The organism is Sinomonas atrocyanea (assembly GCF_030811715.1).
In the GTDB taxonomy this organism is placed as follows: domain Bacteria; phylum Actinomycetota; class Actinomycetes; order Actinomycetales; family Micrococcaceae; genus Sinomonas; species Sinomonas atrocyanea_A.
The window spans coordinates 222296-237758 of sequence record NZ_JAUSRH010000002.1; the positions used below are offsets into that span (position 1 = coordinate 222296).

The window sequence follows — 15463 nt, forward strand, 5'->3', positions numbered from 1 at the left end:
CCCTGGAGGCTCTACGCGTCACCGCTGTCGTCGTTGCGCACGACGGCGGTCCCTACCTTCCTGCGACCCTCGCCGGCCTCGCGTCCCAGACGCGACCCGTCGACGCCGCCATCGGCGTTGACACCGGCTCCCGCGATCACTCCGCCGAGCTGCTGTGCGACGCCCTCGGGGCCGAGAATGTCACCGCTGTGCGGACGCCCGGCGGCTTCGGCGGCGCCGTGGCCCGTGGGCTCGGTGGCCTGGCTGCGGGGTCGCAGCCTGTCCCCGCGGGCGCCGTGGAGTGGCTCTGGCTGCTGCACGACGATGCCGCCCCCGCGCCAGACGCGCTCGCTGCGCTGCTCGCCGCGGTGGAGGCTGCCCCGAGCGTCGCCGTGGCCGGCTGCAAGCAGCTCGACGCGGACGCGCCCGGCTGCCTCGTGGACGTCGGCCTGTCGGTGAGCCGCTGGGGCGAGCGGCTGACCCTCATCGACGTCGACGAGCAGGACCAGGGGCAGTACGACGCGCGCAGCGACGTCTTCGCCGTGAACTCGGCCGGGATGCTCGTGCGCCGGGACGTCTGGGAGGCCCTGCACGGCTTCGACGCGGCGCTGCCGGCCACCGGCGACGACGTCGACTTCTGCTGGCGTGCGCGCCTCGCCGGCCACCGCGTTGTCGTGGTCCCCCAGGCCCGCATGATGCACTCCGCCCGGCCCGGCGCAGCGGGAACGCCCTTCGCGGGCCGCCGGTCCGAGGTCTACTCCCGGCTCAAGCACGCGCCCCTGTGGCAGCTTCCCCTCCACGCTGCGGGCGCTCTCCTCGGCGGACTCTGGCAGTTCCTGGTCGCGATCATCCTCAAGGAGCCCGCGCTCGGCGCCGCCCGGCTCGGCGCCACCCTCGCGGCCCTGGGCATGCCGGTCCGGCTGGCCCGCGGCCGCCGGACGGCGCGCCGGAGCCGCACCGTCTCGCGCTCGGTGCTCCGCCCGCTCGTCACACCGCGCCGGGACATCTGGGCCCACCGCCGCGCACTGCTCGAATCCGCGGCCGCCGAGCCCGAGAGCGTGGTGGGTGACGGCTCCGGGATCGCGGAGGGCTCCAGCGAGCCGACGGGCGACTCCGAGGACGACTTCGCCGCCCTCGCGGTCGCCTCCCGCGGATGGGCCGGGACCGGCGCCGTCGTGGTCGCCGCGGCGGCCCTTGTCGCAGCGCTCGCGGCGTTCGCCCCGCTGCTGGGCGCCGAGGCCGCGGTCGGCGGCGCGCTCGTGCCCGTCTCCACGACCCTCTCGGCGGTCTTCGCCCACGCCACGAGCTGGTGGGCCGGGACCGGCCCGGGCCAGGCCGGGCACGGCGATCCGTTCGACCTCGTGCTCTGGCTCCTCGGGCTCCTCGCTGCCGGCGACCCGAACCGTGGCGTGACCGCCGCCCTCGTCGCTGCCGCGCCCCTGGCCGGTCTCGGGGCCTGGGCCCTCGCCGCCAACCTCACGGTCCACCGGGCCCCCCGCTGGCTCGCCGCCCTCGTCTGGGCCGCGGCGCCCTCCCTCCTGACCGCGCTTGCGCAGGGCCGCCTCGGCGCCGTCGTCGCCCATGCGGCGCTGCCCTGGGCCGTGCTCGGCATGGTCCGCGCGGTCGGCGGCGCCCGGGTCCGCGGCACGGTGGGCCCCCGCCACGAGCCGCGCAATGGGACCGGCGGCGTTCCGTCGTGGACCGCGGCCGCCGCCGGCGGCCTCGCGCTCGCTCTGGCGACGGCCGGCGCGCCCTCGCTCGTCCCGCTCGCCGCCGCGGTGGTCCTGCTCGCCTCGCTCGCCCTGCGTGGGCGCGCGAGGAGCCTGTGGATCGTGCTCGTGCCGACGGCCGCGCTCTTCGCGCCGCTCTGGGTGTCCGCGCCGTCGGACCTGCGCGCGTGGATCGCGGACCCCGGCGTGCCGCTCGCGGGCGCCCCCGCGCCGCCGTGGCAGCTGGTCCTCGGCCAGCCCGTGGCGTTCGACGCAGGCGCCGCGCTCACCGGAGTCCCGGCGCTTCCCGCAGGCGTGCCGTGGTCCCTCCTCGGGGCGCTGCTCCTCGGCGCCCCCGTCCTGGCCGCCGCCGTGGCCGGAGCCGTCCTGCTCACGGGCCGGCGCGGGGTCGCGGCGCGCCTGCTGTTCGCGGTGGGCGTCCTGGGCCTTGCCTATGCGTGGGCCGTGTCCCGCACCCCCACCGCCGTGGCCGGGGACTCGCTCGCGGCTCCCTTCGCCGGGCCGAGCCTCGGCGCCGCCTCGATCGCCTTCATCACGGTCGGCGTCCTCGCCCTCGACCGGCTCCTCGAGCACCGCAGGAACATCGCCCACCGCCCCCAGCCCGAGGGCTCCACGGCGTCCAGGGCGCCGCGACGCGCCGCCGCCGCGGCGATCGCGCTCGCCTACGTCATCGTCGCCGCCGGGCCCGCCGGAGCCCTGGCCCAGTGGGCCGCCACCGGACTTGGCCACGCCCCGTCCTCCGGCGGCCTCGGCGCCGAGGCGCTCGTCGGCCCGGGCCTGTCCCGGGTCCTTCCCGCGACCGCTGCGGACCTGGGCCAGGGGCCCCAGCAGACCCGCACCCTCGTCCTGCACGGCACCGATGCCGGAGGCTTCACCGCGAGCCTCATGCGCGGAGCCGGCACCACACTGGACTCGCTGTCCGCGGTCGCCGCGTCGAGCCGGGTGACCGGCGCCTGGGGCTCGGAGCGGATCGCCGACGACGACGCCGCGCTCACCGCGCTCCGGCACGCAGTCGCCACGGTGGGCGGCGGCGCGGCCGTGGACCCGCGCAGCGACCTCGAGCAGCTCGGCGTGGGCTTCGTGGTGCTCACCGACGACGGCGCGACGGACGAGGTGACCGCGGGCCGCATCGACGCCGTGCCCTCCCTCGTGGCCGTGGGCCGCACGGACGCCGGCTGGCTGTGGCGCGTCACTCCGCGCACGGCTGGCAAGGACGGCGCCTTCGCCATCGACCAGCGCGTGCGCATCGTTGCCGCGTCCGGCGCCACCCTCGCGGCGGTCCCCTCCGGCCCCGAGACCGTCTCCGCGGACATCCCGGCCGGTCCCCAGGGGCGCCGGCTCGTGCTGGCCGAGCGCAGCGACCCGCAGTGGTCGGCCTCGCTCGACGGCAGGCCGCTCACGCGGTCGGCCCAGGGCTGGGCCCAGGCCTTCGAGCTCCCGGCCCAGGGAGGCCGCCTGGACATCGCCTACCGCAACCCGGCGGCGTGGCCGCTCGGGTCCGCCGCCGTCGCCGCGTTCGCGTTGACCCTCCTGCTGGCCATCCCGGCCCGGGTCCGCCGCACCGGCCGCCGAGGCGCGGGATCCGCCCTGCTCGTCCCCGAGTCCCTGGGCCGCCAGCCCCACCGCCCCGCGGCGCGCACCGCCCCCCGACGCCGCCGGGACGACGAGGCCGCCGCACCGGCCCCCGTCCAGCCAAGCGGGGGCACGCCGCTCGACGACGGGCCGGACGACTGGCCGATCGACGAACCCGACGTGCAGCCCACAGAGGCGGCCCGCCCCGAGGAGGACCGGTCGCCGGCCGACCGGCCCGAGGGGCCGCGGCCGGCGCGCCGGCGCGCCGACGAGAGGGCTGGCAAGGCCGAGGACCGCGCCCCTGCGAGCAGTGAGGAAGCAGTGCATGACGACGCCCGCCTCTGACCGGACCCATAAGAGCCGCCCCGGCCGCCGGATGCGGGCCGTGGGCGCCGCCCTCGCAGGGACGGTCCTGGCCGGCCTGGCCGGCGGGCTCACGGTGTCCGCGTCCGCCGTGCCCGCTCCCGCGTCCCTCGGCGCGGGCAGCGCGCCCTCCGTGGATGTGCCCACGGCAGACGCCGTGCGCGCCTGCCCCGGCCCCGCCCGCCTGCTGTCCGGCACCCCGGTGCAGGGCGACCCCCAGTTCAGCCCGGCAAGCCGTACCGCGCGCACCCAGGTGAGCGGGATCGTCCTCTCCGACACCCAGGGCACCCTTCCGGACACCGCGCTCGCGCCGCAGGGGGCGAAGCCGCTGAAGTCCCTCTCCGGCCAGAAGGTGCCCGCGGGCACCGTGGCCCAGCCGCGCGCTGCGGCAATCGCAGCTCAAGGCGTGGATGCGCTGACCCTGCTGACGGCCAAGCCCCTCGCCGGCGCCCCTGCCTCGACGGGGGCGCTCACCCGGTTCGATGCCGGCGACGGCGACCTGCGCGGCCTCGCGACCGCGACCTGCACGGCACCCACGAACGACCAGTGGCTCCTCGGGGCGGAGACGACCGTGGGGCGGACGTCCATCCTCACCCTCACGAACCCGGGCTCCAGTCCGGCGACCGTGGACCTCGAGTTCTTCGGGGACAAGCCGCTGACCCAGGCGCCCCCGTCGAGCCGGGGGCTCCAGGTCAAGCCCGGCAGCTCCGCCTCCTATGTGCTCAGCGGCTACATGCCGGGACAGGCCAACGTCTCCGTGCACGTGCGCAGCACCGGTGCCCCCGTGGCCGCGGCCATCCAGCAGTCCACACTGCGCGGCCTGACCCCCGGCGGCGTCGAGCTCATCACCCCCGCGGCCGCTCCGTCGCCGCGGCAGACGGTGACGGGCATCGAGCTGCAGGACCCGGGCCGGTCCAAGGACCTCACGGCCAGGAGCGGGTACGAGGACGCCGGCGCCGCTGTGCAGATCACCGTCCCCGGCGCCGCGGACGCCGTCGTGCAGCTTCGCGTCTACGGCCGCAACGGCGCCGTGCAGCTGCCCGGCGGCGGGGTCGTGACAGCCAAGGCGGGAACAGTCACGGAGGTTCCCCTCGCAGGGCTCCCCGCCGGAACGTACAGCGTGTCTGCGACGGCCGACGTCTCCTTCACGGCCTCGGCCCGTGTGCCGCGCGGACTCTCGGCCGACGAGCCGCTCGACACGGCCGTCGCCACGGCGTCCCAGCGCATCGGCGACAGCCACGTGGTCACCGTGGGGCAGGGCGGCGGGTCCCGGCAGATCGTGTTCGGCGTCCCGGACGGGCGCGCACAGATCCGCGCGGTCCCGGTCACCGACGACGGCGCGTTCCACAGCCCAGTCTCGCTCGATGTCGCCGGCGGGACGACCGCGGTCCTCGACGCCCCCGAGAAGGTGGACGGCTCGGCGCTCACCGGGTACGTGCTCTCGGCCTCCGGAGACCCGGCCTACGGCTCGCTCCTGTTCAAGGGCGACGGGAACGCGATCTCGGCGGCCACCATCGTCACCTCCGCCGCGGGAGCACGCTCCCTGCCCGTGACGGTCGGCTACTAGGGCCGGCGCCCGGCGCTGGGCCTAGTAGCCGCGGTAGTACGGATCGAGGGTCTCGGGCGCGACGCCGAGCATGAGGGCCGTGTACTCCACCACGATGTCGTGCACGAGGTCCTGCAGCTCGGCGGGGGAGGAGGCGCCGGTCTCGACGACGCGGCGGTAGATGGTGATGCGGGGAGCGCGGCCGGCCGCCCCGGGCGTGTACTGCCCCTGCGGCGGGCGGCCCCCGTCCCGGAGCATCTGCTCGAGTCCGGGCGGGATCTCCTCGACCGCGTACTCGACCCCGTCCAGTTTCGGAGAGTTGAGCTCCTGGAGGCGGTCCGCGGCGTCGAAGACCCAGTCCTCGAAGCGCTCCGCGCGGGTCCGGCTCGCGGGGAGCACAGACGGCAGGATCTCCCCGCGCAGGCCGCGCCCATGGCGGTTCCTCCGGCGCTGGCGGAAGCCGCGCCGTCGTTCCGCCGCCAGCTCTCCCTCCGGCGGCACCGCCCGGATGCTGAGGGTAGGCCCGCCCGGGTCCGACGGGCCCCCGGAGAAGGAACGATCCTGCATACATCGACTCTAGTCGCCCCGTTCGTGCCGTGGCGAGTCGCCGCCGAGGCGCGCGGCGCGGGCCCCTGGAGACGAGGTCAATGCCCAGGTTCGAGCGGTCCCGGGAGTAGGGTTCTGTGCCGTGGGTCCACTACGCCATTGTTCTCGATCTGCCTGCCGCCAGGCGGCGGTGGCAACGCTCACGTATGTGTATGCCGATTCCACCGCGGTGCTCGGCCCGCTCGCCACGTTCGCCGAGCCGCACAGCTATGACCTCTGCGCGACCCACGCCGAACGGCTCACCGTGCCCCGCGGATGGGACGTGCTGCGCCTGGCCCTGCCGGCGGCCCCGCCCCGCAGCCCCGACGACATCCTCGCCCTCGCCGACGCGGTCCGCGAGGGGGAATCCCCCGGCGAGGACGGCAGCGATGCCGCGTCCTCGGGCCGGTCCGGCGCGCACCGGGCCGACCCCGACCAGGCAGCTGACCGGGCCCCCGGCGACCGGCCGGCCCGCGCACCCCTTGATGTCCCGCCGGGTGCGGACATCCCCCGACGGCATCTGAGGCTCCTGCGCGAGCCGTACTGACGCGGGCCGCCGGGACACGGCAGCGCGCCCCGAGGGCTCTGCCGGACTCGGTAGGCTAGAGGGCATGCCGAATCTCAGCCCCTCGCTGCTGGACATCCTCCGGTGCCCCGTGACGGGATCCGCACTCGTCCAGGACGGCGACAGCCTCGTGGCGACCGTGCCGGGCCCCGACGGGACGACGCCGCGCTACGCGATCGAGGACGGCATCCCCGTCCTCCTCGCGCCCACTACCACCTCCGCGAACCAGGAGCACGCATGACCCCCGACTTCAAGGTGAAGGACCTGTCCCTCCACGAGGCAGGGCGGCACCAGATCCGCCTCGCCGAGCACGAGATGCCCGGCCTCATGGCGCTGCGGGAGGAGTACGGCGAGTCGCAGCCGCTGAAGGGGGCACGGATCGCCGGGTCGCTGCACATGACGGTCCAGACCGCCGTGCTCATCGAGACGCTCGTGGCGCTCGGCGCCGAGGTCCGCTGGGCCTCCTGCAACATCTTCTCGACGCAGGACGAGGCCGCTGCCGCCGTCGTCGTCGGCCCCGGCACTCCGGAGGACCCGCAGGGCGTCTCGGTGTTCGCCTGGAAGGGCGAGTCGCTCGAGGAGTACTGGTGGACCGCCGAGCAGATCCTGACGTGGCCCGGCGCCGACACGAACCCCGAACTCGGACCCAACCTGATCCTCGACGACGGCGGGGACGCGACCCTCCTCGTCCACAAGGGCGTCGAGTTCGAGGCCGCCGGGGCCGTGCCCGAGGCGACGGACGAGGACCCAGAGGAGTACCGGATCATCCTCGACGTCCTGCGCGCCGGCCAGGCCAGCGACCCCCAGAAGTGGACCCGCATCGCGGCCGGCATCAAGGGCGTGAGCGAGGAGACCACCACCGGCGTCCACCGCCTCTACCAGCTCGCCGAGCAGGGCGCCCTGCTCTTCCCGGCGATCAACGTCAACGACGCGGTCACGAAGAGCAAGTTCGACAACCGCTACGGCATCCGGCACTCCCTCCCGGACGGCCTCAACCGGGCAACCGACGTGCTCATCGGCGGGAAGGTCGCCGTGGTCTGCGGGTACGGCGACGTGGGCAAGGGCGCCGCCGAGGCCCTCCGCGGCCAGGGCGCCCGCGTGATCGTGACCGAGATCGACCCGATCTGCGCCCTGCAGGCGGCGATGGACGGCTACCAGGTGGCCCGGCTCGAGTCGGTCGTGGACCAGGGCGACATCTTCATCACCACCACCGGCGGCAAGGACATCATCCTCGCCGAGCACATGGAGGCCATGAAGGACAAGGCCATCGTGGGCAACGTGGGCCACTTCGACAACGAGATCGACATGGCCGGCCTCGCGAGGATTCCGGGGATCCGCAAGGTCGAGATCAAGCCGCAGGTGCACGAGTGGGTCTTCCCCGCCTCGAGCGGCCTGAACGGCGCCACGGCCGAGCACTCGGTGATCGTGCTCTCGGAGGGCCGGCTGCTCAACCTCGGCAACGCCACTGGGCACCCGTCCTTCGTGATGAGCAACTCGTTCGCCAACCAGACCATCGCCCAGATCGAGCTCTGGACGAAGCGCCCTCAGGGCGATGACCAGGGCGACCAGCGCGAGTACGAGAACCGGGTCTACGTCCTGCCCAAGGTGCTCGACGAGAAGGTCGCGCGCCTGCACCTCGCGGCACTCGGCGTCGAGCTCACCGAGCTGACCAAGGAGCAGGCCGAGTACCTCGGCCTCGATGTCGCCGGGCCCTACAAGGCGGACCACTACCGCTACTGACGCCTCTGCGCGCCCTGCCCGTCTCGGGCTCTGCCGGCCGCCCCGATCGTGTCCCGACCGTAGCCGGGGTGTGACAGGGGCGGCCGTGCGCTGCCGGTAGGCTTGCTCGAGGGGATGTGCGGCAGAAAGTGGGGACCCCGATCATGTCTGAGCGGAAGCGGCTCGCCAGGGGCCCGAAGATCGCCATTCTGGCCGGCATTCTCGTGCTGGCGGGGATCGGGGGTGTGTTCGCGGCCGTCGGCCCGCTCCAGGCCGCCCCCATCACCTCCGAGCAGTCCTCGCCGATCCGCAGCCAGCCGGGCTCCGCCTTCCCCGTCGTGAAGCAGGCGACCGCCGCGACAGTGCCCGCCCGCGGCGCCAAGGAGGTCAACCCGGCGGCGCCCGTGACGGTGACCGTGACCAACGGCACCCTGGACAACGTCAGCCTCCGCTCCGACTCCGGCCAGGACGTCGACGGCGCGCTGAGCTCCTCGCGTGCGGGCTGGACCTCGAAGGGCCAGCTTGCCTTCGACGCGACCTACACGCTCAGCTACACCACGATCGACGCCGCGGGCCGGACCGAGTCGGCGACGACGACGTTCGCCACCGTCGCCACCAAGAACGAGGCCGATGCGGCGATGTACCCCCTCGACGGGATGAGTGTCGGAGTGGCCCAGCCGATCCAGCTGACCTTCAGCGAGCCGGTGAAGAACAAGAAGGCCGTCGAGAAGGCCATCACGATCACGTCGACCTCGGGCCAGCCCGGCGCCTTCCACTGGTACAGCGACACGATGGTCCGCTATCGGCCGGAGACCTTCTGGGCGGCGCACAGCACCATCACGGTCAAGATGGACCTCTTCGGCGTGGACCTAGGCAACGGCCAGATCGGCAACTTCTCCAAGACGAACACGGTGCACATCGGCGACAAGCGCACCGCCGTCGCGGACGCGACCGCCCACACCTTCACGGCGTACATCAATGACAAGCCCGTGCACACCTGGCCGGCCACCCTGGGCGACACCCGGTTCCCGTCGGCCCGCGGCTACCTCGTGCTCATGGAGAAGCAGCGCAAGGCACACTTCGTCGCCGCCTCGATCGGGCTCAAGCCCGGCGACCCCGCCAACTACGGCGAACTCGACGTCGAGTACGCGACGCGGCTCACCCCGAGCGGCGAATTCATCCACCAGGCGACCGACACCGCCCTGCCGTACCTCGGGCAGACCAACGTCTCCCATGGGTGTATCGGCCTGGGCCCCGACGGCGCGTCGTGGGTCTTCGACAACATGACGACGGGCGATGTCGTCCAGATCATCAACACCCAGGGCGACTACGCGAACTTCGACGACGGATTCGGAGACTGGAACATCCCCTGGGCCCAGTACGCGAACAGCTGAGGCGCCGGCCGCGATAACGCTTCGGCCACACGTGGGTGCCGCTACGCGGGAGCGGGCGCCAGCACCGGTACGGTGGAATGAGAACCATGCAGACTCCAGGCCCGCGGGCCTCTACTGGACGGTGACATGTTGACCGACAAGAGTTCCGGATCCGAGCCGGGGGCGGACTTCGACGAGTCCGGGGACAGCGACGAGCCGGCCTTCGGCTGGATGAGGCCCGCCGGTGCGGGCCGCCGCGTGTCCGAGCCCACTGCGGGGCAGCACGCCGCCACCACCACCGAGGCCACGGCCGCCGGAGCACCAGGACCTGAGGCAGCGCCAGCGGCCCCGCGGGCCACCCCGGCGGAGACCGCCGCCGTCCCCGCGCAGACCCGAGCAGAAGCCAAGCGCTCCCGCGAGCGCGCCGCCGGCGAGCAGGACGCAGCCGTCCCGGGGGCCGGGGCCCAGGACACCCCGGACCACTCCGCCCCTGTGCACCGCGAGCCGTCCCCGACGAGCGCCATCAACGTCCGCCCGCCCGAGGACGAGGTCCAGCGGCGGCGGAACGAGCGCGACGCCGTCGCGCGGTCCCGGCCCGTCGGCCGGCGCATCGTCCAGGTGCTGATGGCGTTCTTCCTTCCCTTCCTGCTGCTCATCGCCGCGGTGCGCGTCGTGGCCACGCCGCTGTTCCTGTGGATCGAGTACTACCGGCCCGGGTTCCCGGGCGACGGCTACGGCTTCACGACCGACGACCGCCTCACCTACGGCTCGTACGCGGTCGACTACCTCGCGAACCTCGCCGGGCCCCGGTACCTCGGCGACTTGGTCCTGCCCTCGGGCGACCATCTGTTCACCGCCGGCGAGGTCAGCCACATGGCGGACGTCAAGACGGTGGTCCTCTCCTCGTACGGGGCGGGGATCGTCCTGCTGCTGTTCTTCATCTTCGCGGCCATCGGGCTGCGGAAGACGAAGGGCGCGTTCGGGCGCGGACTCTTCGCGGGCTCCTTCGTGACCATCGCGATCATCGCAGCCCTCGCCGTCCTCGCGGCGCTGGGGTGGGAACAGTTCTTCACTGACTTCCACCGGATCTTCTTCGCGAACGGCACGTGGACCTTCAGGCTCGAGGACTCCCTCATCCGGCTCTTCCCCGGCCAGTTCTGGGTGGATTCCGCGCTCGTGGTGGGCGTGCTCGTGCTGCTCGCGGCGAGCCTGATGGTGATCTTCTGCTGGCCGACGCCCAAGCGCCGCGCAGCCCGCGGGGCCGCGGGGGAGCCGGAGGCCGCGCAGGCCTCCCGGGCCGAGGCCGAAGAGGCCGAGGCTCAGGCGGAGTAGAGGTCCTCAAGCTCCTGCGGGAAGGACTCGACGAGGCGCTGCCGGCGCAGCTTGAGGGACGGGGTCAGGTCGCCGTCCTCGAGCGTGAGCTCCCTCGGCAGGACCACGAACCGGCGGATCGACTCCGCGCGGGACACGGCCGCGTTCGCGGCATCGACCGCCTGCTGGAGCTCCGCCAGGACCTCCGGGTCAGCGGCCGCCTCGGCGATGCCCAGCGTCCGCCCGCGGCGGCGTGCCCACGCGCCCAGCTGGTCGCCGTCGAGCGCGATGAGGGCGCCCACGAACGGCCGGCCCTCTCCCACGACGACGGCATGCGCGACGAGTTCGGATTCGCGCAGCGCCTCCTCGAGCGGACCGGGCGCCACATTCTTGCCGCCCGCCGTCACGAGCACGTCCTTGAGCCGACCGGTGATGGTGAGGAAGCCGTCGGAGTCGAGCGAGCCGAGGTCGCCGGTGGCGAAGAACCCGTCCTCCCGGAAGGCCGACGCCGGCCCCTCGCCGCCGGGGGCAGCGGCACCGCCGCCGCGGTACCCGCGGATGACGCCGATGCCCTTCACGAGCACCTCGCCGGTGGGGTCGATGCGCACGGTCGTGCCCGGGACCGGACGCCCCACCGTGCCGATCCGGGTCGCCTGCGGCGTGTTCACGGTGCACGGCGCCGTGGTCTCGGTCAGGCCGTAGCCCTCGAGGACCGTCAGGCCCGCGCCGCGGAAGAAGTGCGCGAGGGACGGGCTCAGGGCGCTGCCGCCCGAGACGATCGTGGAGACCCTGCCCCCGAACGCTGCGCGCAGCCGGCCGTAGACGAGCCGGTCGAACACGGCGTGCCGCAGCCGCAGACGCCGCCCCGGGCCCTCGCCGCGCCCGGCGGCCTCCTCGTCGAGCGCGCGGGAGAACTCGCGCGCCGTCGCCGCGGCGCGCTCGAAGAGCGAGCCCCGCACCCCCTCGGCGGCCCGCTCCTCGGCGGCGGCATAGACCTTCTCGAACACGCGCGGGACAGCGAGGAGGAACGTGGGCCGGAAGGTCGCCAGGTCATCGAGCAGGGTCGACTGGCGCGAGTGCCCCACCACGACGCCCGCCGCGACGCAGGTGATCTGGACGGCGCGGGCAAGGACGTGGGCCAGCGGCAGGAACATGAGCGTCCGCGCCCCCGGGCCGACCACGTCGGGCAGGTGGGCCTGGAGGTTGACCGCGAGCAGGGCGAGGTTGCGGTGGGTGATCTCGCAGCCCTTGGGGCGCCCGGTCGTGCCGGACGTGTACACGAGGGTCGCGAGTGAGTCGAGGTCTGCCGCGGTGCGGTGGCGTTCGAGCTCCTGGGCCGGGACCCCGAACCCGGGGCCCGCGAGGCTCCTCAGGTTCGAGCCGCCGCCGTCCTCGGTCATGAGCGTGATGGGCAGCCACGCGCTGCCGAGCTCGGGCGAGGAGCTGATGGCGTCCTGGACGGTCAGGGCGAGGTGGCTGTTCTCCACGAACACGCGGCGCGCGCCCGAGTCGGCGAGGATGTAGGCGATCTGCGAGGGCGAGGACGTCTCGTAGATGGGCACGGGCACGCCGCCGGCGTACCAGACGGCGAAGTCGACGAGCGCCCACCCGTAGCTCGAGGCCGAGACGATGGCCACGCGGTCGCCCACGTCCAGTCCGCTGGCGATGAGGCCCTGCGCGAGGGCCACCACGTCCGCACGGAACTCCGCGGCGCTGACGGGCTCCCAGCCCGCCTCGGTGCGGCGCGAGAACAGCTCGGCGTCCGGGGTGGCCGCCACCCGGTCCTCGAGGAGCGAGGTAACGTTCGCCTCGGTCGGCAGGCTCGCCAGCAGGGGAGCCGCCGCCTCCGCCCGCTGTTCCTGCGCTCCTGCTCCGGCTTCCGCTCCGCCTGCCACGTGCCCGTCCTCTCCGCGCTCCCGCTCGTCTCCAGTGGCCCCCCGTGCCGTGCTCAATGCCTAGGCCCATCCTGCCATCCCCGGGCCGCTCCCGGCCCGGGCGACGCGGGCCGGGCCGCTACGTCCAGCTCGGCATCCACAGCCGCAGCCGCCACTCGATGTAGGGAATGGGCTCGGCGGTCCACAGGGGCATGAGGTACGCCGAGACCGCGAGGGCTGCGAGGACGAACACCCCGACGGCGAGGAGCCCTGCCTGCCGGCGCCCGGGCGGGTCTGTGGGCCTGCCGAGCATGAGGCCCAGGACCATGGCCAGGGCCAGGACGAGGAACGGCTCGAAGGAGACCGCGTAGAACGCGAACATGGTCCGGTTCGGGTACATGAACCACGGCAGGTACCCGGCGGCAAGGCCCGAGAGGATGGCTCCGGCCCGCCAGTCGCGCCGTCCCGCCCAGAGCAGCACGAGGACGCCGAGGGCTACCGTGCCGCCCCACCAGATCAGCGGGTTCCCCACCGACAGCACGGCCGAGGAGCAGTGGTCGGCCCCGCACGTGCCCGCCGGCTCGGTGTAGTAGAAGGAGACCGGCCGGCCCTGCAGGAGCCAGCTCCACGGGCTCGACGCGTACGGGTGGGGTGTGGAGAGGCCGTTGTGGAAGGCGTAGGCCTCCTGGTGGTAGTGCCACAGCGAGCGCAGCGGGGCCGGCACCCAGCCCCAGGCAGGGTCCGGGTGCTCCTCGGCCCAGTGCCGGTAGAACCCGTTGTCCGAGAGGAACCAGCCGGTCCACGAGGCGAGGTAGACCGCGGCCCCGGTGACGAGGAGGCTCGCCGCCGCGAGCGGGGCGTCGCGGAGGGCGGCGCCCGGGAGCCAGGCGCGCACCCCGGCCTCGCGCCGCGCACCCGCGTCCCACAGGACGGTCATGATCCCGAACACCGCCACGAAGGCGAGGCCGGACCACTTCACGCCGACGGCGAGCCCCAGGCAGACCCCTGCGGCGATCCGCCACCACCGCACGCCGAGCCACGGGCCCGTCACGAGCGCCGTCGGCCGTATCCGTCCGTCTGGTCCGGCGAGGGCCCCGAGGCGTGCGGCGAGGCGCCGCCTGCCGTCGTCCCGGTCGAGCAGGAGGAGGCAGAACGCGGCGAGGAGCCAGAAGGACAGGAAGATGTCCAGGATCCCGGTGCGGGAGAGGACCAGGTGGTGGCCGTCGATCGCGAGGAGCAGGCCCGCGGCCGCGGCGAGCGTGTGCGAGCGGAACAGCCGTCGGGCGGCCCACGCCGTCATCATCACGGACAGCGTGCCCACGAGTGCCGCGGAGAAGCGCCAGCCGAACGAGCTGCCCGGTCCGAAGAGCGCCATCCCGGCCGCGATCATCCACTTGCCCACGGGCGGGTGCACCACGTACTCGGGGGAGGAGAGCAGCCCGGACATGTCTCCGTTGACGAAGAGGTCGTTGGCGTTCTGGGTCCAGCTCCGCTCCACGCCTGCGACGAGGTAGGAGTACGCGTCCTTGACGTAGTAGGTCTCGTCGAAGATGAGGGAGTGCGGCCGGTCGAGCTGCCAGAAGCGTAGGAGCCCGGCGACCAGCCCCACGGCCACGGGCACGAGCCAGGCGAGCCGGCGGTCCCACGTCCCGGGCCCCGGCGCGGCCCAGAGCCCGAGGAGGCGCTCCCGCAAGGCCGCGGCCGGCCCGCGCGAGGCATACTGCGCGGGATCGACGATCCGGGGGCGCGGGGAGTTCCAGCTGCGCACCGGCGGGCGGGTGGGGGTCTGGGTGGCCATCCCGGCCCATGCTACCGGGGCGAAGCGGCCCGGGGCGGGCAGGCTGCGCTGGCGTAGGCTGGGGCCCGTGCAGCCTCGCGAGACCCCCCAGGGACCCAGCCCATTGCCGGACGCGGAGCCGGAGGAGGGCCAGGCGCACGACGGCGGCACCCACCCCGCGCGGCCGGCCGGCGGGGCCGTGGTGCTCGCTGCCACGCCGATCGGCAATCTGGGCGATGCGAGCCGGCGGCTCGTCGAGCTGCTCGGCGAGGCGGATGTCATCGCCGCCGAGGACACGCGGCGCCTCCAGCGGCTCGTGCGCGGGCTCGGCGTGCACCCGCGGGGGCGGGTGGTCAGCTACCACGAGCACAACGAGGCCGCCAAGACGCCCGAGCTGCTGGATGCCGTCGCCGCCGGCGGCACGGTCCTCCTCGTCACCGACGCCGGCATGCCGGCCGTGTCCGACCCGGGCTACCGGCTCGTCGAGGCAGCCGTCGCGCAGGGGCTCACCGTGACGGCGGTCCCGGGCCCCTCCGCCGTCCTCACCGCCCTGGCGCTGTCCGGGCTGCCCACGGACCGCTTCTGCTTCGAGGGCTTCCTGCCGCGCAAGGCCGGGGAGCGCGCGTCCCGGCTCGCCGAGCTGCGGACCGAGGGCCGCACCATGGTGTTCTTCGAGGCGCCGCACCGGCTCGCCCCGATGCTCCGCGCGGTCGCCGAGGCGTTCGGGCCCGAGCGCCGCATCGCGGTCTGCCGGGAGCTCACCAAGACCTACGAGGAGGTCCTGCGGGGCACGGCGGGCGAGCTCGCCGCGTGGGCCGAGGCGGGCGAGGTCCGCGGCGAGATCGCGGTGGTGGCCGAGGGCGCGCCCGCCGCTGCCCCGGCCCGGCCCGAGGACCTCGTGGGCGCGGTGCAGGCCCTCGTCGCGGGCGGGGCGCGGCTCAAGGACGCCGTCGCGGTCGTCGCGGGGGAGGCCGGCACGAGCAAACGCGAGCTGTACGCCGCCGCGCTGGCCGCGAAGTAAAAAGCCCGGAATCCCGCGGAAGTCGTTTGTGCATCTGCACAGGTGAAG

Annotated in this window: 11 protein-coding genes; 8 read left to right on the forward strand and 3 right to left on the reverse strand. The window is 74.3% G+C overall.

Going from position 1 to position 15463, the window contains the following annotated elements; genetic code table 11:
* Positions 1-2 precede the first annotated feature (2 nt).
* Positions 3-3626, forward strand: a complete 3624-nt coding sequence (locus tag J2W21_RS03955; protein WP_307113489.1) for a glycosyltransferase family 2 protein — start codon at positions 3-5, stop codon at positions 3624-3626.
* The gene (locus J2W21_RS03960) at positions 3607-5211 is read left to right on the forward strand and encodes a DUF5719 family protein (protein WP_307113212.1); all 1605 of its coding nucleotides are present in this window, start codon (positions 3607-3609) and stop codon (positions 5209-5211) included. Before J2W21_RS03955 ends, J2W21_RS03960 begins: the two co-directional genes overlap by 20 nt.
* A gap of 21 nt (positions 5212-5232) precedes the next feature.
* On the opposite strand, the gene J2W21_RS03965 is transcribed toward J2W21_RS03960, so the two are convergent.
* Positions 5233-5757, reverse strand: a complete 525-nt coding sequence (locus J2W21_RS03965; protein ID WP_307113213.1) for a metallopeptidase family protein — start codon at positions 5755-5757, stop codon at positions 5233-5235.
* Between the two features lie 121 nt (positions 5758-5878).
* On the opposite strand from J2W21_RS03965, the gene J2W21_RS03970 reads away from it, so the two are divergent.
* The 5 genes from J2W21_RS03970 to J2W21_RS03990 all read left to right on the forward strand — a co-directional run bounded on the left by J2W21_RS03970 (position 5879) and on the right by J2W21_RS03990 (position 10764).
* Positions 5879-6322, forward strand: a complete 444-nt coding sequence (locus J2W21_RS03970) for a DUF3499 domain-containing protein (RefSeq protein ID WP_307113214.1) — start codon at positions 5879-5881, stop codon at positions 6320-6322.
* Between the two features lie 64 nt (positions 6323-6386).
* Positions 6387-6581 carry a Trm112 family protein gene (locus J2W21_RS03975; protein ID WP_307113215.1) on the forward strand — a complete coding sequence of 65 codons (195 nt, stop codon included), beginning with the start codon at positions 6387-6389 and terminating at the stop codon, positions 6579-6581.
* Positions 6578-8080, forward strand: a complete 1503-nt coding sequence (ahcY, locus tag J2W21_RS03980) for an adenosylhomocysteinase (protein ID WP_307113216.1) — start codon at positions 6578-6580, stop codon at positions 8078-8080. Before J2W21_RS03975 ends, ahcY begins: the two co-directional genes overlap by 4 nt.
* Positions 8081-8223: 143 nt before the next feature.
* On the forward strand, positions 8224-9453 hold the full coding sequence (locus J2W21_RS03985; protein WP_307113217.1) for a L,D-transpeptidase: 1230 nt from the start codon (positions 8224-8226) through the stop codon (positions 9451-9453).
* A 126-nt stretch (positions 9454-9579) separates the two neighbouring features.
* A complete protein-coding gene (locus tag J2W21_RS03990) occupies positions 9580-10764 on the forward strand; it encodes a TIGR01906 family membrane protein (RefSeq protein ID WP_307113218.1) in 1185 nt (394 codons plus the stop codon).
* Here J2W21_RS03990 and J2W21_RS03995 read toward each other — a convergent pair.
* Together J2W21_RS03995 and J2W21_RS04000 are read right to left on the reverse strand one after the other, a co-directional pair.
* Positions 10752-12638 (reverse strand): AMP-dependent synthetase/ligase, encoded by a 1887-nt coding sequence (locus J2W21_RS03995; RefSeq protein ID WP_307113219.1) that lies wholly within the window; start codon positions 12636-12638, stop codon positions 10752-10754. The genes J2W21_RS03990 and J2W21_RS03995 overlap by 13 nt on opposite strands.
* Positions 12639-12756: 118 nt before the next feature.
* Positions 12757-14415 carry a dolichyl-phosphate-mannose--protein mannosyltransferase gene (locus J2W21_RS04000; RefSeq protein WP_307113220.1) on the reverse strand — a complete coding sequence of 553 codons (1659 nt, stop codon included), beginning with the start codon at positions 14413-14415 and terminating at the stop codon, positions 12757-12759.
* Between the two features lie 103 nt (positions 14416-14518).
* Here J2W21_RS04000 and rsmI point away from each other — a divergent pair, with 103 nt between their 5' ends.
* Positions 14519-15415 carry a 16S rRNA (cytidine(1402)-2'-O)-methyltransferase gene (rsmI, locus tag J2W21_RS04005; RefSeq protein ID WP_373423069.1) on the forward strand — a complete coding sequence of 299 codons (897 nt, stop codon included), beginning with the start codon at positions 14519-14521 and terminating at the stop codon, positions 15413-15415.
* Positions 15416-15463 lie beyond the last annotated feature (48 nt).